This is a genomic window from Stenotrophomonas acidaminiphila (assembly GCF_014109845.1).
Lineage (GTDB): Bacteria > Pseudomonadota > Gammaproteobacteria > Xanthomonadales > Xanthomonadaceae > Stenotrophomonas > Stenotrophomonas acidaminiphila.
Genome location: NZ_CP043567.1, coordinates 2577390 through 2600138, shown reverse-complemented (window position 1 = coordinate 2600138; position 22749 = coordinate 2577390). Strand labels below are relative to the sequence as shown.

Sequence of the window (22749 nt, the reverse complement as noted above, 5' to 3'; positions counted from 1 at the left end):
TGACCGTCGCCGGCGCGGACGGCCACGCTAGAATGCCGGCGTGGCCAGATCCAGAAACACGTTCTCCGACCCTCCTGCCGACCTGTTGAGCGCGGACCGGGAGGGCATGCGCCCGCTCGCCGAACGCATGCGCCCGCGCACGCTCGACGAGATGGTCGGGCAGAAGCGCCTGCTGGCGCCCAACACCGCGCTACGCCGCGCGATCGAGTCCGGCCGCGTGCACTCCATGGTGCTGTGGGGACCGCCCGGTTGCGGCAAAACCACCCTGGCGCTGCTGCTGGCGCGCTATGCCGATGCCGAGTTCCGCGCGATCTCGGCCGTGTTGTCGGGCCTGCCCGAGGTGCGGCAGGTGCTGGCCGAGGCGGCGCAGCGGTTTGCCGAAGGCCGGCGCACGGTGCTGTTCGTCGACGAGGTGCACCGCTTCAACAAGTCGCAGCAGGACGCCTTCCTGCCGCATATCGAACGCGGCACGATCATCTTCGTCGGTGCCACCACCGAGAACCCGTCCTTCGAGCTCAACTCCGCCTTGCTGTCGCGCTGCCGGGTGCACGTGCTGGAGGCGGTGTCGCCCGAGGACGTGGCCGAAGCCCTGCAGCGCGCCCTGGACGATGGCGAGCGCGGGCTCGGTGGCGAGGACATCCGCGTTTCCGGCGATTCGCTGCTGGAGATCGCACGCGCCGCCGACGGCGACGTGCGCCGCGCCCTGACCCTGCTGGAGATCGCCGCGGAGCTGGCGGCGGGCGAGGGCGGGCAGATCACGCCGGAAACCCTGCTGCAGGTGCTGGCCGACCGCACCCGTCGCTTCGACAAGGGCGGCGAGCAGTTCTACGACCAGATCTCGGCGCTGCACAAATCGGTGCGCAGCTCCAATCCCGACGGCGCGATCTACTGGCTGGCGCGCATGCTCGACGGCGGCTGCGACCCGTCCTACCTGCTGCGGCGCCTGACCATCATGGCGGTGGAGGACGTCGGGCTGGCCGACCCGCGCGCCCTGGAAATGGCGATCAACGTCTGGAACGCCTACGACCGCATCGGCGCGCCGGAGGGCGACATCGCGCTGTCCAATCTGGTGGTCTATCTGGCCAGCACCGCCAAGTCCAACGCCGCCTATGCGGCGCTGAACGCCGCCCGTGCCGACGTCGGCGAACTGGGTTCGCTGCCGGTTCCGCTGCACCTGCGCAACGCGCCGACGCGGCTGATGAAGAACCTCGGCTACGGCAAGGGCTACCAGTACGACCACGACGTCGCAGGCGGCATCGCCCTGGACCAGACCGCGTTCCCCGACGAGATGGGCGAGCGCGTGTACTACCGGCCGGTCGAACGCGGGCTGGAAATCAAGCTCAAGGAAAAACTCGACCGCCTGCGCGCGGCACGCGAACAGGCCAGGGGCGGCGACTCGACGAAGGACTGAGCGACGCCTCGTGCCGCGCCCGGCAACCTTCCGCGGCATCCCATGACAGCAGCAGGAGACATCAGCCGATGTGGCTTTCCTTTGTGGCGATAGGCGTCGGAGCGGCCATCGGGGCATGGCTGCGGTATGGCCTGAGCGTGTGGCTCAACCCGCTCCATTCCACCGTTCCGCTGGGCACGCTGGCCGCCAATCTGCTCGGTGGCTACGCCATCGGCCTGGCGCTGGCGTGGTTCGCGGTACGCCCGGACATCGCGCCACAGTGGCGCCTGTTCGTGGTCACCGGCCTGCTCGGCGGTCTGACCACTTTTTCCACCTTCTCCGCCGAGGTGGTGCAGCTGTTCCTGCGCCAGCAACTGGGCTGGGCACTGGCGACGATGGGCCTGCACTTGGCCGGCTCGCTGTCGATGACCGCATTGGGCTGGACCACCTGGCGACTGTTGCGCCCCTTGGCGTGAACCGGCTTTCCAACGCATGATCCGCTTTCCCCACGTAGCGATCGAAACAAGACATGCCGGTAGAGCAGGGTAGAGTGAGCGAGCCGGTACCGGCAACGACCATCATCGGCGCCGATGTCGGCGGAACCTACGCCCGGCTGGGCTGGGCCATCCTGCGACCGGGCGAGCCGATCAAGATCAACGATTTCCGCCGCTATGCGTGCGCCGAGCACCCCAGCCTGGCGGCGATCCTGCACGACTATGCCGCCGGCCTGCGCGCCAATCCGGTACTGCCGCCGCTCGGCGGCGCAGTGGTGGCCATCGCCGGGTTGCTGGATGGCGACCGCCTGCTCAACACCAACCTGGCGTGGCCGGTTTCGCTGGCCGCGACCCGCCGTGAGTCGGGACTGGGCGAACTGGAACTGATCAACGACTTCGTGGCCGTGGCCCAGGCCATTCCACACGTCGCGCGCACGGCGCTGCACCCGCTGTCCGCCACCCCTGGCCATCACGCCGCCGGCCCGGCACTGGTGCTCGGCCCCGGCACCGGCCTGGGCGTGGCGCTGCGCCTTGAGAACAGCCAGCCGCCCGTGCTGGCCAGCGAAGGAGGGCACGCCGCACTGAGTGCCGGCAACGCGCTGGAACTGGACGTGCTGCGCATGCTGCTGCAGCGCCATGGGCATGTGGACAGCGAGCGCATCCTGTCCGGCCCCGGGCTGATGACGCTCTACGCCTGCCTGTGCGAACGCGAAGGCGTGGTCCCCGCGCTGGCAGACGCCTGCCGAACTGGTGCAGGCCGCGCGTTCTGCCGATGACCCGCTCGCGCTGGCCAGCATCCGCGCGTTCTGCGGCTGGCTGGGCAGCGTTACCGGCGATCTCGCGCTCACCTTCGGCGCCCACTCGGTCTACCTCACCGGCGGCATCACCGGCCATCTCGCCCAGTGGCTGCACGAGGGCGGCTTCCAGCAACGCTTCCTCGCCAAAGGCGCGCTGTCGTCCGCCCTGCAGCGGGTACCGGTGTGGCGCATCGACGACGGCGAACTCGGCGTGCTCGGCGCGCTGGCCTGGCATGCGGAGACCGGCCGCCACGCCGCCACTACCGGAGACAGGCATTGAACACACGCAGAAGTTTCCTGCAGGCCAGCGCGCTGCTGGCCGCCGCCGGCGCCGCGCCGCGCATGCTGGCATCGCCCATGGCCGCCAACGGCGCGCGCGTGGTGTCGACCTGGGATTTCGGCGTCGGCGCCAACCAGGCCGCCTGGAAGGTGCTGGCGGCCGGCGGCAGCGCCCTGGATGCGGTGGAGGCCGGCGCCCGCTGGGCCGAAAGCGACCTGTGCAACCCGACCGTGGGCCGCTGCGGCAACCCCGACCGCGATGGCGTGCTTACGCTGGATGCCAGCATCATGGCCGGCGATGGCCGTTGCGGATCGGTCGCGGCGCTGAGCGACATCCTGCACCCGGTATCGGTCGCACGCCGGGTGATGGAACAGACCCCGCACGTGATGCTGGTGGGCGAGGGCGCGCAGCAGTTCGCCGTGCAGCAGGGCTTCGAGCGGCGCAGGCTGCTGACCGAAGACGCGGAACGGGCCTGGCGCGAATGGCTCAAGACCGAGCACTATGCGCCGCAGATCAACGCCGAGCGTCGTGGACGCCCGGGCGACAAGGACAACCACGACACCCTCGGCATCCTCGCCATCGATGGCAACGGCCGGATGGCCGGCGCCTGCACCACCAGTGGCATGGCATTCAAGATGCACGGCCGGGTCGGCGACAGTCCCATCATCGGTGCCGGGCTGTACGTCGACAACGAAGTGGGCGCGGCCACGGCGTCGGGCATGGGCGAGGAAATGATCCGCAACGCGGCCTCCTTCCTGGTGGTGGAACTGATGCGCCAGGGACGCTCGCCGGCCGACGCCTGCCGCGAAGCCATCGAGCGGGTCGTGCGCAAGCGCCCCGAAGCCAGCCGTACCCTGCAGGTGTGCTTCCTTGCCATGGACAGGAACGGCGAGGTCGGCGCCTACGCCCTGCATCGCGGCTTCGTGTACGCGGTCTGCGATTCGCGCAGGCAGGACACGCTGCTGGATTCCCGTTCGGTCTACACCAGCGAGCAGACATGAGCGGGCGCCGTCTGCTGGAGATCGCCAGCAATTCGGTCGCCTCGGCGCTGGCCGCACAGGCCGGCGGCGCCGACCGCGTCGAACTGTTCGACAACCTGGCCCAGGGCGGTACGACGCCATCGCGCGGCAGCGTCGCCGTAGCCCGCGACCGCCTGCGGATTCCGCTGTTCGTACTGATCCGGCCACGACCGGGCGATTTCCATTACGACGCCCAGGAAACCGAAATCATGCTGCGCGACATCGAAAGCTGCCGGCAACTGGGCTGCGACGGCGTGGTGATCGGCGCGCTGACTGTCGATGGCGATGTCGACGTCGCACTGTGCCGGGAGCTCGTTGCCGCCGCGGGCCCACTGGGCACCACGTTCCACCGTGCCTTCGACGCCGCCCGCGATCTGCCGGCGGCCATGGAGCAGGTCATCGACCTGGGCTGCCAGCGCATCCTCAGCTCCGGTGGTGCCGCCAGCGCACTGGCCGGCAGGCAAGCGCTGCGGCAACTGGTCACCCAGGCCGCCGACCGCATCCGGATCATGGCCGGCGCGGGCCTGGATGCAACCAACATTCTCGCTGTGGCCAACGAGAGCGGCTGCACCGAACTGCATGCATCCGCCAAGACACCACGCACGTCGGCCATGCGCCACCACAACCCGGCACTGGTCGGCCTGGAAAACGACTGGGTGCAATCGGACACGGCGCAGGTGAACGCGCTGCGGCGTGCGTTGGATCAGACGGGGTGAGTGGACCGAGCGGTCACTAGCACTGCCCGGATTTTACATAATATACATTATGCGAAATTGACTGCCGAGCTCGCGGCGACGGCCACCTGCTTGGTGCTGCCCGAACAGCTGGCCCAGCAGGCCGCCGATGCGATGCGCGAGCTGCTGGCCGAAGCGGCTGCGGCGAACACCACCCGCAGCTATGCCACCGCCCTGCGCTACTGGGCCGGCTGGCATCAGGGACGCTATGGCATCGAGCCGGCGCTGCCGGTCAGCGAGGCCGTGGTGATCCAGTTCCTTGTTGACCACATCCAGCGCAAGAGCAAGACCGGTCTGGTCAGCGAGCTGCCGCCGGCGCTGGACCAAGCTCTTGTGGCAGCCGGACTCAAGGCCAAGGTCGGGCCGCTGAAGCTGTCGACCGTTGTCCAGCGCGTTGCCGTGCTATCCACGGCGCACAAGCTCAAGCGCCTGACTAATCCATGTGAGCTGCCTAGCGTCAGGACGCTGCTGAGTCGCGCCCGTCGAGCATCAGTCAAACGCGGTGAGCGCCCCACCAAGAAAACCGCCATCACGAGGCCAGAGCTTGAGGCCATGCTGGCGACTTGTGATGACAGTTTGGAAGGACTGCGTGACCGCGCCCTACTCTGCTTTGGGTTCGCCAGTGGAGGACGTCGGCGCAGCGAGATCGCTGCCGCGGACACGCGGGATCTGCGCAAGGTTGGCGAGGACGGCTACATTTACCGGTTGGAGTACTCGAAGACGCAGCAGGCGGGGGTGACGGTGGATTCGACCCCGAACAAGCCCATTCTCGGTCGCAGCGCTGAAGCGCTCTCTGCTTGGCTAGAGGCTGCGGATATTCACGAGGGGCAATTTTTCGACGGATCTGGAAGGATCGAGTGGGCCCTGCGCTCCTCTCGGGATCGGTGGCCACGATAGCAAAGCGCAGGGCGCGGATGGCTAAGTTGGAGGGCGACTTTGGCGCGCACAGCTTGCGCTCGGGGTTTGTTACCGAGGCAGGAAAACAGGGTATCCCGCTACCGGCGGTCATGGCGATGACCGAGCATCGATCGGTGGCGAGCGTGATAGGGTATTTTCAAGCAGGCGCTGCTGAGGACAACCCGGCTGCACGCTTACTTAAGTAGTAACCAGGTTGCCAGCTCCGGTCCTGACAGGTCTCATACGCGCTAAGGCGCAGCAAAGGCTTCGATCTTACGCGGCCTCCACGGATCGGACTCACTGTTGATTCTGCAATTAAGATCGCCGAGCAGCCGTACGGGATGTGGCGGAGTATGATGAGCCCTCGTTCACATTTTGGGGGAAGTGTGGGTTACGGTGAGATGCAGGAAGCAAGCGCGGTCGACACAGACGGAGCGACCGGTTCCGAGGACCTGAAACCGACGCCAGATGAGCAGACGGCCGCCTTGGTCCTCCCACTCTTTGGCTATCATCAAGGTCCTCAACCAAGAGCTGGTTGCCACGTTCGGCTGCGCCGGTCACTGCGGACGGCTGTCGCACTGGGCACTCTTGCCGACCACACGTTGCTGGTGGCTGACGACGAAGACAGCCGCGTGTATCACACGTCGTCCCCTAGCCTTGCCACCAATCGACAGGCTGGCCGGTTGACACTCAACCAGTATCTGGAGCTAGCAAAGAGTCTCGCTCTAGCCGGCAATCGGCATGGGTTGTCGATACTAGCCGCTCACTTCCGCGGCATCAACGGCAATTCGTACGCCTGTTTCTCTGCCTATGCTTGGTGCATTCGCGCGATGTGCGCGGGCCATTTTTTTAGAAGTCGAACCGCTGAGGTTGAGGCTTGGCTGCGGGCGCAGATCGATTCATTGTTAGAGCCGGGCGTGGAACTTCCTCCGGCTGCTCTGCCGGAGGAGATGGGCTTATGGGCCAGCAAACGAACAGAGACGGATTCGAATGCAATGCCGGAAAGCTCGCTTGTCGCGTTGGACAAGGCGCTGGAACTCGGAGCAGATTCGCTCATCAGCACGGTCGGCGACATTGAGCTCCAGCGAAACTATGGTGAAAGCCAAGGCAACAGGTTGGCTATCGATATCCGGTCCGGCCTACAAGTGGTGGTGTTGGGTTCAAGTAATAGCGAGACAGCTGAAGGTTTTGTTGACGTCCTTTTCCTAGATAACCTCGATGCAGACGCCCGTCATGTAAGTGGCCTAAGTGCTGGAAAAGAGTCGATTGATCCGGGCTGGCTGTGGGAAGTCGTTACCGATGCTGCTCGGCACGGAAACTCTCCGCTTTGCATCGCGCTATGGCTGGCGGGGTCGGACGTTGGCCCATCTGGTCAATCCGAACCAAGCGTAGAAAGATCGCTAACTAGAGTTCTTGGTGCAGCTTACGGCGCTAGGCACTTTGCTAACGAGCGCCCGGCGCAGTCCATGAAATGGTTGCGTCTTGCCAAAGAGAACTGGCGAGCTCTGCCAAAAGCAGAGCGATCACGCGTGGCTGCACTAGTGCCGGAGATCGTATCTTCAGGTGGCAAGCGGCGTCTGTCGAGGCAGGATGCCTCACTTCGAGCCGCCTTCCGTACGACGATCGAGGCGCTGGTTGCGCGACATCCAGTTCCTCTGATCGAGCGCAATGCGCTTTTTCCGGCCCGCTCGACAGTAGAAATCGGCGACGTTGATGCCGTTGATCTTGTGGAAGGCGGAGTTCCTCCAACACAGTTGACCGCAATCCCGCGAGCTAGCAATGCTCAGGTGCGGCAGCGTGCAGGTGCCGTTAGGTTCGGCAGATCGCAGCGCGCTCTCAGATTTGATCTATCCGACTACCCTCTTTTGTCGTCCGAGTGGGCTTTGGTGGAAAAAGACTCGGCCTATTTGGAGGCTGTGACATCAGCACTGGCCTGGCTCGAGGGACGAATGGGCTTGAGCCTGCCCAAAACATGGCGGGAGGGTGCCCACGAGATCGAGAGGCAGGGCGTGTCGCTCCAATTGGAATCGGGAGAGGGAATCTTTGCCTTTAGGTTGGATCATCCGGACACGACTCACCCTACTCGTTGGTGGCGGATGGAAGGCACTGTCCTGGCCGGAATTGGTGCAGTTGGCGGGATGGTCGGAGTACGACTGAGTGCCCGTGATCTTGTAGATCTGCCGCCTCCCCCCAACTCGGTTCCCACCATTGTCCGGGAATGGGCTCGCTCGCCAGGATTGGTCATTGCCGGAGCTGCGGCTGGTGCTCCCACATTCGTACGTGATGAGGCCAGCCTCTCTAGGCTGGTCGGCGCAGTTCAAGATCTCAGCCGAGATGCGCCGTTGTGGGTATCAGGTGCGCGCTTTGAGTTAACTAAGCCGCTGCAGGGTTTGGCAAGACTGTACGTCATTGACGAAGTGATGCGACCGCAGTACGCGATTCATGTCGGCGCTTTGCTGCCGAATACGGTCCACGTGTACGGCAAGCCTGGCACCCCCTGCGTGCAAGTTGACTTGGGTCTCCAACAGGGGTTGGAGCGACTCCGGCAGATTACGGTCGACGCTCGGCAGCGGCCCGGGGTGCCAGCGTTCCGCGACATTCGCAACGCGGTCGCTGAGGCTCGGCTGCGTGGAATAGCTCTACGTACGGACTCTGAAGCAGCGGAGATCGATCCCCCCTTAGCTGCCCCAACTGCAGAAGACATTCGAGCCCTAGTCTCGAGAGAAGTTCGGGATTATGAAGAACTGCTGCAAGTTGCAGAAGAAGAGCGGAATACGGCGCTGCTAGACCGGGACTCGGCACTGCACGATCTGGAGGCCACATCCAACGAAAATGTTGAGCTGAAGCGCCGATTGTACAGTGCACAAATGCGGCTTGGTGCGGCGGGGTTCAACGACGAGCCCTCGACGGAACGCATACCTCCGCCAGCAACGCTCGCGGACATCGCGGCATGGGCTGGAACACTAAGACCACGAGTAGAGTTCCCTGACAAGACGCTGCGCTACGCTAGCCGCGTGACGCACAATGAGTCTGCCCTGATATTTGCCTGCCTGGAACAACTATCTGACAGCTATTGGCGATCCCGCTGGGCTGATGACGAGTCGGCTCGCCGCGAGGCACGCGAGGAGTGGGAAGATTTCTTGAAGTCCCATAGGCTCCGCTGGTCCGGAGTCGGGGTTGTAGCCGCGCGACACCAAAGCGAGTACAGAGGCATTGTGGGTGGTGCGACCTATACGATGGATATGCACATTGCTGGAAGCAACGCCCACGATCCGCTGCGCTGTTTCCGGATATATTGCTTCGCCGATGAACCGAATCAGAGAGTGATTGTCGGGCATTTGCCCACTCATCTAACCAATGGCTTGACCTAGATCAACCAGCAGTGGCGCAACCCTGACGGTCCTCGAGTATCCACTGCGCAACCTCGTGATGGTTTTCCACGACGACGTGTTGGCGCGCAGCATCAGATTGAATCTCCAGTGATTCCAAATTCAGATGGCGCAGCGTGTAAAAAAGCATAGCCTTCCGGCAGCGTAGAACGAGCACACCATCTTGCATGGCGTAGTCCTTGACCACAGCTAGCCGTTGGCTGGCGGTCAATCCAGGATGAGGAACCAAGCGAACGCCGACTTCCGTAATCCAGCCAACGTCGCTAGTCGCATCAATCAATGCTGAGCCTGGCTCCGTCTTCCGGATTTCAAATCGTCCAATCGCGAAATCTCTAAACAACGAGCGAGTGTGGCAGTAGGCTCGAATATGCCACCTGAGGCCGTCATATCCAAGTGCATGGGGGGAAACGCGCACCTCCCGCGGCGTGTCTGCATCCATGGATTGGTAACAGCCCTCCACGACGTCGCCGTCGCGAATTGCGCGAACCCATTCGGCCATCTCGGTCGCCACCAGGGGGCGTGCAGGAGTGGCGACAATTCCCGTTAGGGGTACATAGCCTATAAAGCTCTCGTCTCGAGCCAACAGTTCGCGAGCCAGTCCGTACAACTCAAACAAGTAATGGCTCGAGGTCGCTCGACCGCTCACGGGCGTGAATCCAGGCCGGGCTATGTAAGCGCGGGCGCTGGCATCGTACTCCATATTGTCTGGGGCGATTTTGGCGTACTCGGCCAGATCAGAAGACGCCTGAGGAACTGAAATTCCAAAAAAATCAATAAGATCCTTCCGGTTCAGGCGGCCGTCGTACTGCAGTCGGAGGTCAATGAACGCTATGCGACGCGCTTGGCCCCAGCGAAGTGAATGGGTTCCGGAAGTCATGTGCACCTCGATTCTGGGCGATCGAGCATAGCACCAGTAAAGAAACTTGACGAGAATAGAAACTAGGCGCATAGTAACTATGCTGGCGAAGGGCGACGCCTTGCTTGCATGCTTTCCACCAACGACAAGTTGCTCTCGCACAAGGCTGGATGAGAGCAGCGCCAACTTAAGAAGAGGAAGTTATCTATGCGTATTGAGGTTTACCAAGACCGCGCTGGAGAGTGGCGCTGGACGTTCTACGCCACCAACGGCCGCAAGATTGCGGACTCTGGCGAAGGCTACGCCACTGAGTACAACGTGGTGCGTGCTGCCCGGCGCCTGAAGGAACTTGCGCCTGCTGCGCCGATCAAGCGTCGGGACGGAACGGTGCTGAATGAGAGCGCCCGCGCTGGCATGGGCTCTGATCCGTTCTAGCCGCCATACCTCGTAAGGCCAGTGATGCTGCTGGCCTCACGAGTTTCAGTTCGCATAGGTTGTCCTCTCCCCACAGAAATGAGCGCGCAATCACAGCATGTGCCAGCTGACTATCCCCCTATTTCATTGGCAGAGATCTATTCATGCAGCATGAGATGGCTGACATCCCGACCTACCACGTGCTCGCACTCTCAGGAGGCGGCTATCGTGGCCTGTACACGGCCACGATACTTGCTGAGCTGGAAGCGGTTCTGGGGCGACCCATTGCCGCGCATTTTGACCTGATCTGCGGAACGTCGGCAGGCGGGATGTTGGCGTTGGGCTTGGCTAACGAGATTCCTGCCTCAGAGCTCAAAGGCCTGTTCGAGGATCAGGGCAACCGCATCTTCGGTCGACGTAACCTGGCCCGTCGTCTGTTTGGGTTCTGGCTAGCAGCCAAGCACGATTCGGCAGGCCTTCAGGGTGTGCTGCAGGATCGATTTGGAGCGACGACCATCGGCGATCTAAAGCATCGTGTGCTAATTCCGGCGGTGAACTACACCACGGGGCGGGGCCAGTTCTTCAAGACGCCCCACCACCCCAGCTTTGAGCTTGATCATCGCATGCAGGTGACGGACGTAGCCATGGCGACGGCCGCCGCACCGGTCTACTTCCCGCTGTCCAGAAACGATCGGGGTGTCTTCGCAGATGGCGGCTTGGTGGGCAATGCCCCGGGATTGTTCGGGCTGCATGAGGTTAGGACCTTCCTGGCACCGGGCGGCCAAGCTGAGATCCGGGTTCTCTCCATCGGAACCATGACTATCGGTGCCACCCTGCGCGGCGATGCAAATCTGGACCGGGGGTTCGGTAAGTGGCGCGGCGGGCTCTTCGACCTAGTCATTTCTGCCCAGGAGTCCTCAGTGGATTACATGCTGCGGCAATCACTTGGAGACAGGTACCTGCAGATTGACGATCAGGCTACGCCGGACCAATGCCGCGATATCAAGGCATTGGATCGCGTGTCCGTGGGTGCCACCAACACCCTGAAGGATCGGGGCAAGCATGCCGCCCAACGCGTACTGGGCAATCCTCTGTTCAAGCCGTTCCGTGACCACATCGCCGCCTCGCCCGTGTTCTACCACGGCCCTCTTAAAAACGCATAGGAGCCGATATGCTCAACCTCAGCCCGCTGTTGTTCACCACGGTCGCCGATGAGGCATGCCTGCATTCCAACCTGGACTTGAGCGACAGCGAGCGTGCGCTGATTGCGCTCGCCCGGGCCGAGGTTCGCGACTGCCTGCGTATGGGCATTCCTCACGTTTTGGCCGAACGTGGCTACACCGATACGGTGCCGCAGCCGCGATTCTTCACGCAAGGCTCCTGGGCGTACAAGACGCTCAACGCACCGGCCAAAAAGCCGCAGCAGGCCGACGTTGATGACGGCTGCTACTTGCCGATGAGCTTCGTCTCCCAAGGTACGCGACCGAGCGTGGCTTCCACCATTTTTTTCGAGGCCGCCGAGAAAGCACTTGCTCCGTTGATCGAGCGGAAGAAGTGGAAGCTTGTGGACAATAAGGACACCTGTATCCGGATCGTGATCTGTGGCTTTGCCCACATCGACATTCCGCTTTACGCCATCCCGGACAGCGAGTTCACCGCATTGACCAAGGCGTCCATGGAGCAATATGGGTTCGACTCAATTGCCGAGGCAGCCATCTTCGCCGAACGCGACGCGTGGACCGCCCTGCCCCGTGACAAGGTGCTTCTGGCCCACCGCAAATGCAATTGGATGGCCTCAGATCCCCGTCCCGTCAAAGAGTGGTTCCTGCAGGAAGTTGACGAGAAGGGCGAGCAGTTCCGCCGGGTCATCCGCTATCTGAAGGCCTATCGGGACTGGCGCTGGGAGAACGGTGGCCCCTCCTCCATCCTCCTGATGGCGGCTGCAGCGCCCATCTTTGAAAAACGTGACCGGCGCGATGACCTCGCGCTGCTGGATGTCGTCGCCGGGCTACCGGCGCGCCTGCGGGCGGGGGTGGTAAATCCGGTGGAAAGTAGCGAATCGTTGACCGATCGTCTTGGCAAGCGTGGGGTGGAAGACGCCGCACAAGCCTTTGAGGCCCTTGAGGTTACGCTTCGCGGCTGCGTGAATGCCTCTAGTCCTTCCCAGGCTTGCGTGTGGATGCGCAAAGAGTTCGGCGATCGATTCCCCGTCGATGAGGAGCGCATCAAGGTGGTCTCGGTTGTCTCGACAATCGGTGCCACTTCGCCGCAGCCTGGACCCAGTGAACTCGTCGGCCGGAGCAAAGCGGGTTGAGCCGCGCCACGCCCAGCCAAGTGATTGAGGCGTTTGGGCGCGAAGGCTTCGACTTCGCAGGTAAGGCCGACAACGGCTGGTTCCGGGTTACTGGGCGCTTGTTCTCGGAGGTCACACCGGAGGGTGTGCCATGTGAAATTGAACTGGATCCCAACTTCTTCGAACTCCCGCGCGTTCGGCTGCTCGAGATTCCGCCCCATCTGCCTGCTGCGGTCCCCCACCTCAACGCCAATGGCGGGCTTTGCTACATCGCCAATGGCACGGTGACTTTGGACATCTTTGACCCGATCAGCCAGTCGCTGGCTTGCCTACGGCAGGCGCAGCATGTGTTTGATCGGATCATGCGGGGCGAGATGGTGGAGGATCTTGCGGAGGAGTTCTATGCGTACTGGAATGGTGCGTATTGCCTTTCCGACTTGGACGGAAGTGCTCAGGGACGCCAAGAATGCTTCATCGTGGATGGTAACGAACGCCCAATCTGGTTTGTCACAAACAACCTTGCGCGAACCAAAAAGAAGGCCGAGTTATTAGGATTCACCCCAACCGACAGAACCACCCCGACCTACAGAATCAAGACCACTGCCCAACCACGCCCTGTCCCAGGCGTGTGGCCGCCCACCACCGTCAGCTCGCTGTTGACATGGCAAAGCCAACTGGACCGTCGCTGCAGGCGTAGCATCCATCGTCGTATCCTGCAGGGTGAGCGGGATCGCCTCAATGCACTTCTTATTCTGATCGACTCCCCAAAGATGACGTATGCCTTTGGCGTCATCTATGAGCGAGATATACGGGTACCGAAGGTGAAGTTTGCGGACCGGCGAGATCGGACGCCGGGATTGGCAGTACTTCCATTTTCCGTATTCAGAATTGATGAGCGCTATATCGCCGAGCGCAATATTCCAGGGCGCTCCACGCTTGCCGGGAGGGCAATTGCCTTGATTGGCTGCGGGACAATAGGCGGCTTCCTGGCCGAAATGCTGGTTAAGGCCGGCGCAGGAACTCAGGGGGGTAAGCTGAAACTAGTCGATTTCGACACTCTGGTTCCACAGAATCTGGGGCGGCACCGGTTAGGGTTCCCCTCCCTGCTTCAGAGAAAATCCGTGGCCATGGCTGATGAACTTCGGCGCTTGGCACCTGGCGTATCGATTGAAGCAGTCACCCTGGATGCCCGCGAAGTCGATCTTTCCGACCAACACCTTCTCATTGATGCAACCGGCGAAGAGTCCTTAGGCCATTGGCTGGCAAACTACTACCCACGGCCGACCCAGGTGCTTTCCGTCTGGATTGAAGGCCCGGGAGTTGCCGTGCGGACGTTGCTTAGAACAGCGCAGGGCGGCTGCTATCGGTGTCTTTGGGAATTCACCAGGCGCGGAGAGATGTGCTCGACCACGGAGCCCTTGCCCAACATCCTGGCAGGGCACGGGTGCGAGGGATTGTATGTGCCCTTTGGCGCCTCGGTTTCCATTCAAGCATCTAGCTTGGGGGTAGATGCGGCGCTCGATTGGGCCAATGGCATCGTCTCCCCCGCTCTGCGCACCCGAGTACTGGACCGTGACTTCACACAAGCTACGCTGGACGGCGATCTGCCCATTGAACGCGGATGCCCAGCATGCCAATGACGAATGACTGGTCCAGCCTTGATCAGCGCAAGCTCATCCATCTCTCGCCGGCCACTGTGGATGTGTTTGCCCGCTATGTGCAAGACGGCGATGACGCTCCTGAGTCAGGCGGACTACTTCTTGGTACAGTGCATGGCGAGCATCTGATAATTGAACAGGCCACTGTTCCGACTGTCTGGGATCTCAGGCTACGCACGTTTTTCCACCGCTCCGCCATCGGTCACGCCAAGCTTGCCTTTGATCGATGGCGCGCCTCCTGTGGCACCATGCGGTATCTGGGCGAATGGCACACTCACCCGGAGGACTACCCTACCCCGTCTGGGTTAGATCGCTCGGAATGGCGCCGACTGGCCGCGGGGAGAAGAGACAAGCGATCGCAGCTTTCGATCATCGTCGGTCGACAGGGCCTCCACGTCGAGCTGGTCAACAGTGACGGCATTGGTGTCCTCTTTCAGCCCCATCTGTAGTGGCATTGGCTGCTGAAGATCTATTCGCGCCTTTGGGCTCGCTTGGGCTTGGAGGGCGCGACAGGTTCGACCTTGAACTCGGTCCATGCCACCAATATTATGGTGGGCGCTTCCTTGGCAGCGTGGCAGCAACGAGTACACCAACGGCTTGCTGCGGCAGGAATTCCGCGAAGACATCAGCCTTGCCAATATCTCCCAAGCCAAGCTTGATGCGGTAGCTCGGGAACTGAATTAGCGACCACGGAAGACACAAGGTTACGCAACACTTGGCGAGCGATACCGACAAACTGTTGCGTCGATCAGTTGAATCCATGGTCGGAGGCTGCCCTTCCCCTACCCCCGATAAATCTTCCTAATCCTCTGCCCCGCCGATGTCCGCTTTGAGTCGCGGATTCACATGATCGATACAACACACGGATAGCTGTATAGGCAGCAGGAGTGTTGCGGATGAAGTGCAGGAAGAGGATCTACTACAAGGATACTCAGAAGGCGCTGATGTGGGATGTTGGCAGCAGGGCGAGTCCTTGCATCAAATTGCGGCCCTGTTTGAGTAGCACACTCCACCATAGGGAGCGGATGCTCAACCTTCGTGTGCACGCTGATGAAGAACACGTCACAGATGTACACATTGTTCGTGCTGTCGAACCCGTGTCAAGGCCGGGCTTGGGGTCTAATGCGTGGTGTTAGTCCGGCGCCGGCACGTCCGATTCAGAGCCAGTCAGCCCCTGCACGATCAGGGCGGCCTCGGTGATGAACGGGTCAGTGCCTGCTTGCGAGCCGCTGGTATACCGCGATTTCACTGGCTGTTTGACTGCATCGGAGCTCTGCGGCGCCTGCTCGAAGCCGTCCACCGCAGCGATCGCCTTTGAAACTGCAATGTGTGAGTTCCGGGTCTTTCTCACCGTACCCAGCGCCAGCACTGTGTCAGGGGTAACGCCCACACCATCTAACGGCTGGCCATTAAGCCGGAACACCTCAGCGATCGTGAGGGACAATACTCCGTAACGACGCTGCGCGGCAGATGCAAAATCCAGCGACACCGGATTTTGGATGGTGCCGCGGCCGAAGGTTCGTTCGCCGAGCACGATCCCACGGCCCCGGTCCTGCAGCGCAGCCGCGAGCATCTCTGCGCCCGCAGCTGTGCCACCGTCGACAAGCATGCCCAGCCGACCATTCCACTGGCGCGCTGCCTTCGCACGTTCGACGCTGATTCGCCCGCCCACTTCGCGGATCTGCATCACCGGCCCGCGTCCTAGCAACAGTTCCGCCAACTCCATAACTTCGCGCAGTGGGCCGCCGCCATTGCCACGCAGATCCAATACCAGCGCACGGACACCGTCTTGGTTGAACTGCGCAATGGCATTCGCAACTTCAGCACCTACAGGCTGCTGGCTGGTCGAGTACAAATGCGGAACGCTGATGACGCCGACACGCTCACCGCCGGCATCGACCATTCTGGCGCTGATCAGCATTCGCGACTCGCGGGGTTTGGCTGCCTCTTTGACGAATGGGCTCTTGTAGGAACCGTCGCCATCGCTGACACGCGCATAGGCGTTGAGGAACAGCTCGAATATCTCGTCCCGGCTCTGCTGCTCCCCGTCCGGATTCGCACGGGCGTTCGCAATCTCGTAGATCGGCTCAAGTGCACCACGCCTGATGGAGTCATCAAGCTTGTTTCGGTACTTTTCTAGCGCCTGCCGGTCCACCGGATCAAAGCGCAGCCTTTCGGGATCAAGCGCCTCTATGTACGCATCGAAGATTCGGCTCGACAGTGCATCGTCGAGCTGATGCGCCCGATAGGAGTAGCGCATATCAGACATCATGCCGTAGACAAGCTTGGCGGCGGTTTCACGGTCCTTATCAGAAGAATTCTGTGCGTGCACCGGCGGTGACGCCGCACCGAGAAAAATTACAATCGCTAGTCCAAGGACCATGCCACTGATCTTCACTTTCAGCCCCCATATTGGTACTGCCACTATAGCAACGCAGGTTTCGTTGCCGCCCCCCCACTCTTACCGGAGGGTCTGAGCAAGACCCCTTGGCAATATTGCGATGTGTTTGGATCATGACAGATCCAAGTGATGCTTTGCGATACTGAAGCCTTGGGCAAGCGCACGCGCCAGGAAGTCGTTCTGACCAAGATGGAACAGGTAGTACCTTGAAAGGTGCTACTGGTATTGATGAGCCACACTGCCTAACGACGCGATGTATAACCGGGGGGCACAGCGGACTGACTGACCGGCCATTCAAGGGAACTTTGGATGGAGGTGACCGAGGTCCGCTATGGGTCGGGAGCTGCCGTACCCTACCCCCGATAAACATCCCTAATCCACCCCACGATTCGAAAAATCGTCACGACTCGTGCTTGTCCACTGTGTCATGCGGACGAAGCATAGGCGGCAAGAGAGAGCCCACGACTGTGCGGCGACACGTGCAGAAAAAGCGTGCATGGGCACGCTTTGAGTCAAAAATATAAATCAGCTACTGAACGCACTCGAATCTGTGCCCGCCCTGAGCGCCTGAAAACTCCGCTTGTCCGCTTGCCAGCAGGATCGGCCCACGTATCACTCCTTCCGAAAGGTCAATCCCAGGTAAGTCATGACCTCCCCCCCCGCATCCGTACCGAACGACACCGCATCGCCCGTCATGCTCGGGCCCAGCCCGCCGGTCCGTGCCTCGTCCGCGGCGACCGGCACCAACGGATAGGTGAACATGCCCGTGTTGTAGCGGACCTGCAGCACCGGCAGGCCATCGTCCTGCAGGCGTACATCGGCCTCGGCGATCTTCTCGAACCCCGGCATCGTGTAGCCGAACGGCCGGTAGCGGCCCAGCCGCTTCGTCCACAGGGTGCCGGGCGCTTCGCCCGCGATACGGTAGCCCAGCTGCCGCTCACCCTGCCCCCGGCGCCAGAACAGCACGTGATACGGCCCGATATCGCGGAAGTAGTAGAGATCGCCGTCCGCCTCGCCGGCGCCCTGCACGGCGAACACACCAGGCGATGTCTCGGTCGCCGGGTAGGTCTCGGCGTCACGCCGGATGGACAGGCCGGTCCTGGTCTCCTCCACTTTCGCGTAGCCGTTCTTCTGCGCGTAGTAACCCACATGCCGCGAACGGGGAATGTGGGGAGATACGGGCAGCGGCGCAGGTTGCGGGACAATATCCTTCACCGAAAGGCCATGGCCTTCCAGCCAGCGGAACGCGAACTGCTCGCAGACCGCATCGCTCCCCACCGTGTTGGCCAGGATGACTGCGGCCGTCTTCTGTTCCGGAATCAACAGCACCGCGGCATTGGAATAGAACGTGCTGCCGGCATGGTAGGCGGCGAAGCGGCTGTCGTTGCGGAACAGGAACCACCCCAGTCCCTTCTTGTTGGTATCGATCGGGATATCGGTCCGCAGGGTGAACATCGACTGGATCGTGGCCTGTTTGAGCAGAGGGGATGGCTTGCCGTGATACGCGTCCATCAAGGCCACCGCATAGGCGGCCAGGTCTTCGGCCGTGGAATAGATGCCGCCGGAGGCGATATCGCGCAGTTCGAAGGCCGCCGCCTCGGCACCGTCCGGCCCGTAGGCCTTGCTGCGGCCGGCCGCGTGCGGGTCGTCGGCGAATCCGGTGTTCTTCATGCCCAATGGCACGAAGATCTGCTGTTTCAGGTAATCCGGGTAATCGACGCCGCTGGCCTTGGCCAGCGCGTGCCCCAACAGGTTGTAGCCAGCGTTCGAATACAGGCCCACGGTGCCCGCCGTATGCGCCAGTGCGGTCCGGTTGAGCAGCGTGACCACATCGGTATAGCGGGCCTGATCGCTCCGCATGTCACGGAAAACATCGGTCGGCACGCCGGAACTGTGGGTGATCAGGCGCCTGAGCGTGACCTGGCTGCGATCTTCGCCATGCGTGCGTATTCGGAACTCGGGCAGGTAGCGGGACAACGGCTGGTCGATATCGACCACGCCCTGCTCCTGCAGCTGCATGGCCGCCAACGCGGTGAACGTCTTGGTCACCGAGCCGATACCGACCCGGGTACCCGGGGTCATGGCAATGCCGGCGTTCTTGTCCGCATAGCCGAACCCCTGTTTCCACACGACCTTCCCGTCCACGACCAACGCGGCCGACACGCCGACCACGCCGCTGTCCTGCTGCCGCTGCGCCAGCCATCGGCTGAGCTCCGCGATGTCGGCGGATGTCCGCGGCCCGGCGCACCACGCCATCGCCGGCAGGATCGACCACAGCACGGCCAGGAAGATGCCGATGTTCTTTGCTTTCATGGCGTGGCTTGGACTCCGTCAACAGGGCGTGGGGCCCGATGGAAAGCGCAGTTGGGGCCTGCTTTCATCCCGAAGCACGAGCGTACCCATCTCGTGTTGTCGCCTCCAGGCCAGAAGTCACTGTTGACCCCACGGCGCGCCCCCGTGAGCAGACAGGGCCTCCCACCGCCCTGCCCAAGCCCATGGGAGGCCAACACGCCCCCATTCTCACCGCCTCTGCGTCGACCACCGAGAGTGACGGCCCAAGGGACAGCCTGGCCAAACGCCTCCCTCTTGATCCAAGTCATACAACATGTAGTATCGATAGGCGACCATTTCCACAACATATTGTTTACGGAGGTGATCCATGGAACCCGGATGCGTGGCGGCAACCGCCCCCTTGATCGACCCGGTGCGATCGATGGAGGAATACCTGACCCGCTCCGACTGGCGAGTCAACGCCAATGCCAACCAGGGCTTCTCACTGGGCGGGCTGATCCTGAACGTATCCGGCAAGGTCACCGCCAACTACTGGCTCTCGCACCTGTATCCGGCCGAGATCGGTCGCGCCCATCGCGAGGCCGACCTGCATATCCACGACCTGGACATGTTGTCCGGCTACTGTGCCGGCTGGTCGCTGCGCACACTGCTGTACGAAGGGCTCAACGGCGTGCCCAACAAGGTCGAGGCCGGCCCGCCCAGGCACCTGTCCTCGGCGGTGGGGCAGATCGTCAACTTCCTGGGCACCCTGCAGAACGAATGGGCCGGCGCACAGGCATTTTCCTCGTTCGACACCTACATGGCGCCATTCGTGCGCAAGGACGCAATGGCCTACGAGGAGGTTCGCCAGTGCATCCAGGAACTGATCTTCAACCTCAACGTGCCCTCGCGCTGGGGGACGCAGACGCCGTTCACCAATCTCACCTTCGACTGGGTATGCCCGCAGGACCTGAAGCACCAGACGCCGTTCATCGGCGGTGAGGAGATGCCGTTCACCTACGGTGAGCTGCAGGCCGAGATGGATCTGATCAACCGTGCCTACATCGAGGTGATGAGCGGGGGCGACGCACGCGGCCGGGTGTTCACCTTTCCGATTCCTACCTACAACATCACCGCGGACTTCCCATGGGAGTCGGAGAACGCGCAGCGACTGTTCGAGATGACCGCCAAGTACGGCCTTCCGTACTTCCAGAACTTCATCAACTCCGAGCTGGATCCGGGGATGATCCGCTCGATGTGCTGCCGTCTGCAGTTGGACCTGCGCGAGCTGCTCAAGCGTGGCAACGGCCTGTTCGGCAGTGCCGAGCAGACCGGCAGCCTGGGTGTGGTGACGATCAACTGCGCGCGGCTGGGCCACCTGCATCGCGGCGACGAAGCGGCCCTGTTCGCGCGGCTGGACGAGTTGCTGGAACTGGGTCGGCGCAGCCTTGAGATCAAGCGCGAGGTGGTGCAGAAGCTCATCGACGACGGTCTGTACCCCTACACAAAGCGCTATCTCGGCACCCTGCGCAACCATTTCTCGACACTGGGCGTGAATGGCATCAACGAGATGGTCCGCAATTTCACGGGCGATGCCCACGACATCACCAGCCAGTGGGGCCATGCATTCGCCCTGCGCCTGCTCGATCACGTGCGCGCACGGATGGTCGAGTTCCAGGAGCAGACCGGCCATCTCTACAACCTCGAAGCCACCCCCGCCGAAGGCACTACCTACCGCTTTGCCAAGGAAGACCGCCGGCGCTGGCCGGACATCCTTCAGGCCGGCAGCACCGACAGGCCGTACTACACCAATTCATCCCAGCTGCCCGTGGGTTTCACTGACGATCCATTCGAGGCGCTGGAACGGCAGGAGGCGCTGCAGGCGCGCTACACCGGCGGCACCGTACTGCACCTCTACATGGGCGAACGCCTGTCCAGTGGTGAAGCCTGCGGTGAACTGGTGCGGCGCGCATTGACCCGCTTCCGCCTGCCCTACATCACGATCACGCCCACCTTCTCGATCTGCCCGGTGCACGGCTACCTGGCAGGGGAGCACGAATTCTGCCCGCGCTGCGACGAGCGGTTGCTGGCCGAACAGCAGGCGACCACCGTGTCGCCGATCACCGTCGATGCCCTGACATCCAAGGAGACATACGCATGAACAACAATCCACTCTCTGTCGCCACCGCGTCGCTGTGCGCCGGGGATCGCCAGCGCTGCGAAGTCTGGACGCGGGTGATGGGCTATCACCGCCCGGTGTCCAGCTTCAACATCGGCAAGCAGGGTGAGCACGCCGAGCGGCGCTTCTTCGCCGAGCGCACCGACGCCATCGCGGTGGCCGACGCCGCATGATCCGCGTGGCCGGAATGACACCGCTGACCACCATCGACTTTCCCGGTCGGCTGGCGGCGGTGTTGTTCCTGCAAGGTTGCCCGTGGCGCTGCAGCTACTGCCACAACCCCGAGCTGCTGCCTGCACGCGGTGCAGGCGGCCTCGAATGGAATGCAGTACTGGACTTCCTGCGACGCCGTCGCGGCCTGCTTGACGGCGTCGTGTTCTCCGGCGGCGAACCCACTTCCCAGGCGAGGTTGCCTGATACCATGGCGCGGGTGAAAGCGATGGGTTTCCAGGTCGGCCTGCACACCGGCGGCATGTACCCGGCGCGGCTGCAACGGCTGTTGCCGTTGCTGGATTGGGTGGGGCTCGACATCAAGGGGCCGGCGGCGCACCACGACGCCATCACCGGCCGGCGCGGCAGCGCGGTACCGGTCGAACTGTCGCTGGGGCACCTGCTGGAAAGCGGCATTGCCTTCGAGTGCCGCACTACCTGGCACTCGGAACTGTTCCCGATGCAGGCACTATATCGACTGGCCGAACAATTGGCCGCACGCGGCGTCAGGCGCTGGGTGTTGCAGGAATGTCATGAGCCGGGCCGTAGTCGGCATCAGGGTGACCCGGCGGATCTGGCGCGCCTTGGCAGCCACTTCCAGTACTTCACCTTCCGCGGCGGATGAAACCATCCCACATGGGAGGAAACACACATGCCCATGCGATTGGGTCGGGCCGGACAGCCAAGCAGATCCTCCTGAAAGCGCAACTAGACCCCGGATCGGAATCATCGCATCTGGAATCCCGCTGAGCGGAAGCCTGGTCGAGTACATGATCGCCGTAACGATCATCCCACTCCTGAACTGGCGGTAGTCGGCACTCCTGACTACTTCATGTGCCAGGCTCGCCTAGGAAGCCGGCTGGTCTCGTGCGACGCCCCCCGATTTTGAGTGGCGCAGCGATTTGGAGGCCAATTCCCCAGAAGGAGATCGGATGTGAAGAGGCGCGTTGCGAAGAACAGATCGTCGGCTCCCAAGGTGAGGCCGAGGCCGGGCTGTCTATCAAGGAGCTATGCCGCAAGCACGGCGTTGGCGAGCGTCCTGCTACCTGTCGCGCAGCAGGTACGGCGGCATGAGCGTACCCGATGCCAAGCGGCTGAGGGAGTTGGAGACCGAGAACACGCCGTTGAGGAAGCTGCCGGCCGAGCAGGTGCTGGAGAACGATGTCATCAAGAGACGCTCTCTGAGAGAAGTAATGAGCGCACCGGCTCGATGCGTACAGGTACGCCACATGATCGGCAAGGACTAAGTGAGCGCCGGGCGTTGGCGGTGGTGCAATGAGCACCAGCGCACTTCGCTACGATCTCCAGCCAGACCGTAACGTCGGCTGCGGGAGCGCATCCCGGCTCTGGCACAGCAGCACAGGCGCTACAGCGCCGGGATGTACAGATGGCTGCATGCCGTACCTGCCAGAACAAGCGATATGACAATGCCGAGATATTGAATCCTCACACAACACCGCCCCATCG

The 22749-nt window shown here is 62.3% G+C and carries 18 protein-coding genes and 3 pseudogenes; 18 read left to right on the top strand and 3 right to left on the bottom strand.

Features of this window, described 5'->3' with window-relative positions; genetic code table 11:
* Nucleotides 1–106: 106 nt before the first annotated feature.
* From F0P95_RS11900 to F0P95_RS11870, 8 genes and pseudogenes are all read left to right on the top strand, one after another.
* Nucleotides 107–1411 carry a replication-associated recombination protein A gene (locus F0P95_RS11900; RefSeq protein ID WP_267913898.1) on the top strand — a complete coding sequence of 435 codons (1305 nt, stop codon included), beginning with the start codon at nucleotides 107–109 and terminating at the stop codon, nucleotides 1409–1411.
* Nucleotides 1412–1479: 68 nt separating this feature from the next.
* Nucleotides 1480–1866 carry a fluoride efflux transporter CrcB gene (gene crcB, locus F0P95_RS11895; RefSeq protein WP_182334399.1) on the top strand — a complete coding sequence of 129 codons (387 nt, stop codon included), beginning with the start codon at nucleotides 1480–1482 and terminating at the stop codon, nucleotides 1864–1866.
* Between the two features lie 53 nt (nucleotides 1867–1919).
* The gene (locus F0P95_RS11890; protein ID WP_232528682.1) at nucleotides 1920–2660 is read left to right on the top strand and encodes a glucokinase; all 741 of its coding nucleotides are present in this window, start codon (nucleotides 1920–1922) and stop codon (nucleotides 2658–2660) included.
* Nucleotides 2635–2961: a glucokinase gene (locus tag F0P95_RS17535; protein WP_232528681.1), complete on the top strand. Its 327-nt coding sequence runs from the start codon at nucleotides 2635–2637 to the stop codon at nucleotides 2959–2961. The genes F0P95_RS11890 and F0P95_RS17535 overlap by 26 nt, the downstream gene beginning before the upstream one ends.
* Nucleotides 2958–3962 carry a glycosylasparaginase gene (locus F0P95_RS11885; RefSeq protein WP_425515863.1) on the top strand — a complete coding sequence of 335 codons (1005 nt, stop codon included), beginning with the start codon at nucleotides 2958–2960 and terminating at the stop codon, nucleotides 3960–3962. The genes F0P95_RS17535 and F0P95_RS11885 overlap by 4 nt, the downstream gene beginning before the upstream one ends.
* Nucleotides 3959–4696, top strand: coding sequence for a copper homeostasis protein CutC (locus F0P95_RS11880; RefSeq protein ID WP_182334398.1), 738 nt, complete (start codon nucleotides 3959–3961; stop codon nucleotides 4694–4696). Before F0P95_RS11885 ends, F0P95_RS11880 begins: the two co-directional genes overlap by 4 nt.
* A gap of 132 nt (nucleotides 4697–4828) precedes the next feature.
* Nucleotides 4829–5817: pseudogene (locus F0P95_RS11875) on the top strand (site-specific integrase).
* A 195-nt stretch (nucleotides 5818–6012) separates the two neighbouring features.
* The gene (locus tag F0P95_RS11870) at nucleotides 6013–8982 is read left to right on the top strand and encodes a hypothetical protein (RefSeq protein WP_182334397.1); all 2970 of its coding nucleotides are present in this window, start codon (nucleotides 6013–6015) and stop codon (nucleotides 8980–8982) included.
* 1 nt (nucleotide 8983) lies between these two features.
* On the opposite strand, the gene F0P95_RS11865 is transcribed toward F0P95_RS11870, so the two are convergent.
* A complete protein-coding gene (locus F0P95_RS11865) occupies nucleotides 8984–9877 on the bottom strand; it encodes a BrxR family transcriptional regulator (protein WP_232528680.1) in 894 nt (297 codons plus the stop codon).
* Nucleotides 9878–10063: 186 nt separating this feature from the next.
* Here F0P95_RS11865 and F0P95_RS11860 point away from each other — a divergent pair, with 186 nt between their 5' ends.
* From F0P95_RS11860 to F0P95_RS17530, 6 genes and pseudogenes are all read left to right on the top strand, one after another.
* Nucleotides 10064–10291 (top strand): YegP family protein, encoded by a 228-nt coding sequence (locus F0P95_RS11860; protein ID WP_182334396.1) that lies wholly within the window; start codon nucleotides 10064–10066, stop codon nucleotides 10289–10291.
* A 155-nt stretch (nucleotides 10292–10446) separates the two neighbouring features.
* Nucleotides 10447–11433 (top strand): CBASS cGAMP-activated phospholipase, encoded by a 987-nt coding sequence (locus tag F0P95_RS11855; RefSeq protein ID WP_182334395.1) that lies wholly within the window; start codon nucleotides 10447–10449, stop codon nucleotides 11431–11433.
* 8 nt (nucleotides 11434–11441) lie between these two features.
* The gene (locus F0P95_RS11850) at nucleotides 11442–12584 is read left to right on the top strand and encodes a CBASS cGAMP synthase (RefSeq protein ID WP_182334394.1); all 1143 of its coding nucleotides are present in this window, start codon (nucleotides 11442–11444) and stop codon (nucleotides 12582–12584) included.
* Nucleotides 12581–14203 carry a ThiF family adenylyltransferase gene (locus F0P95_RS11845; RefSeq protein ID WP_182334393.1) on the top strand — a complete coding sequence of 541 codons (1623 nt, stop codon included), beginning with the start codon at nucleotides 12581–12583 and terminating at the stop codon, nucleotides 14201–14203. Before F0P95_RS11850 ends, F0P95_RS11845 begins: the two co-directional genes overlap by 4 nt.
* Nucleotides 14194–14670: a Mov34/MPN/PAD-1 family protein gene (locus F0P95_RS11840; protein ID WP_232528679.1), complete on the top strand. Its 477-nt coding sequence runs from the start codon at nucleotides 14194–14196 to the stop codon at nucleotides 14668–14670. Before F0P95_RS11845 ends, F0P95_RS11840 begins: the two co-directional genes overlap by 10 nt.
* A 112-nt stretch (nucleotides 14671–14782) precedes the next feature.
* Nucleotides 14783–14977 (top strand): annotated as a pseudogene (locus F0P95_RS17530) (IS30 family transposase); the annotation flags it as partial.
* Nucleotides 14978–15353: 376 nt separating this feature from the next.
* On the opposite strand, the gene F0P95_RS11835 reads toward F0P95_RS17530, so the two are convergent.
* On the bottom strand, nucleotides 15354–16619 hold the full coding sequence (locus tag F0P95_RS11835) for a S41 family peptidase (RefSeq protein ID WP_182334391.1): 1266 nt from the start codon (nucleotides 16617–16619) through the stop codon (nucleotides 15354–15356).
* Nucleotides 16620–17234: 615 nt separating this feature from the next.
* Nucleotides 17235–18935: a serine hydrolase domain-containing protein gene (locus F0P95_RS11830; protein WP_182334390.1), complete on the bottom strand. Its 1701-nt coding sequence runs from the start codon at nucleotides 18933–18935 to the stop codon at nucleotides 17235–17237.
* Nucleotides 18936–19281: 346 nt separating this feature from the next.
* Here F0P95_RS11830 and F0P95_RS11825 point away from each other — a divergent pair, with 346 nt between their 5' ends.
* From F0P95_RS11825 to F0P95_RS17525, 4 genes and pseudogenes are all read left to right on the top strand, one after another.
* Entirely contained in the window at nucleotides 19282–21054 is a 1773-nt protein-coding gene (locus F0P95_RS11825; RefSeq protein ID WP_182334389.1) for a ribonucleoside triphosphate reductase, read from the top strand.
* Nucleotides 21051–21245: an anaerobic ribonucleoside-triphosphate reductase gene (gene nrdD / locus F0P95_RS11820; protein WP_182334388.1), complete on the top strand. Its 195-nt coding sequence runs from the start codon at nucleotides 21051–21053 to the stop codon at nucleotides 21243–21245. Before F0P95_RS11825 ends, nrdD begins: the two co-directional genes overlap by 4 nt.
* A complete protein-coding gene (locus F0P95_RS11815; RefSeq protein WP_198422005.1) occupies nucleotides 21242–21907 on the top strand; it encodes an anaerobic ribonucleoside-triphosphate reductase activating protein in 666 nt (221 codons plus the stop codon). Before nrdD ends, F0P95_RS11815 begins: the two co-directional genes overlap by 4 nt.
* Before the next feature lie 302 nt (nucleotides 21908–22209).
* A pseudogene (locus F0P95_RS17525) lies at nucleotides 22210–22664 on the top strand (transposase); the annotation flags it as partial.
* Nucleotides 22665–22749: the final 85 nt, after the last annotated feature.

What these genes read in the sequence shown, in the direction of transcription:
- F0P95_RS11880 (WP_182334398.1), top strand. Translation starts at nt 3,959, where the DNA reads ATGAGCGGGCGCCGTCTGCTGGAGATCGCCAGCAATTCGGTCGCCTCG.
- crcB (WP_182334399.1), top strand. Translation starts at nt 1,480, where the DNA reads ATGTGGCTTTCCTTTGTGGCGATAGGCGTCGGAGCGGCCATCGGGGCA.
- F0P95_RS11855 (WP_182334395.1), top strand. Translation starts at nt 10,447, where the DNA reads ATGGCTGACATCCCGACCTACCACGTGCTCGCACTCTCAGGAGGCGGC.
- F0P95_RS11870 (WP_182334397.1), top strand. Translation starts at nt 6,013, where the DNA reads ATGCAGGAAGCAAGCGCGGTCGACACAGACGGAGCGACCGGTTCCGAG.
- F0P95_RS11830 (WP_182334390.1), bottom strand. Translation starts at nt 18,935, where the DNA reads ATGAAAGCAAAGAACATCGGCATCTTCCTGGCCGTGCTGTGGTCGATC.
- F0P95_RS11860 (WP_182334396.1), top strand. Translation starts at nt 10,064, where the DNA reads ATGCGTATTGAGGTTTACCAAGACCGCGCTGGAGAGTGGCGCTGGACG.
- nrdD (WP_182334388.1), top strand. Translation starts at nt 21,051, where the DNA reads ATGAACAACAATCCACTCTCTGTCGCCACCGCGTCGCTGTGCGCCGGG.
- F0P95_RS11815 (WP_198422005.1), top strand. Translation starts at nt 21,242, where the DNA reads ATGATCCGCGTGGCCGGAATGACACCGCTGACCACCATCGACTTTCCC.
- F0P95_RS11890 (WP_232528682.1), top strand. Translation starts at nt 1,920, where the DNA reads ATGCCGGTAGAGCAGGGTAGAGTGAGCGAGCCGGTACCGGCAACGACC.
- F0P95_RS11840 (WP_232528679.1), top strand. Translation starts at nt 14,194, where the DNA reads ATGCCAATGACGAATGACTGGTCCAGCCTTGATCAGCGCAAGCTCATC.
- F0P95_RS11865 (WP_232528680.1), bottom strand. Translation starts at nt 9,877, where the DNA reads ATGACTTCCGGAACCCATTCACTTCGCTGGGGCCAAGCGCGTCGCATA.
- F0P95_RS11900 (WP_267913898.1), top strand. Translation starts at nt 107, where the DNA reads ATGCGCCCGCTCGCCGAACGCATGCGCCCGCGCACGCTCGACGAGATG.
- F0P95_RS11825 (WP_182334389.1), top strand. Translation starts at nt 19,282, where the DNA reads ATGGAACCCGGATGCGTGGCGGCAACCGCCCCCTTGATCGACCCGGTG.
- F0P95_RS11850 (WP_182334394.1), top strand. Translation starts at nt 11,442, where the DNA reads ATGCTCAACCTCAGCCCGCTGTTGTTCACCACGGTCGCCGATGAGGCA.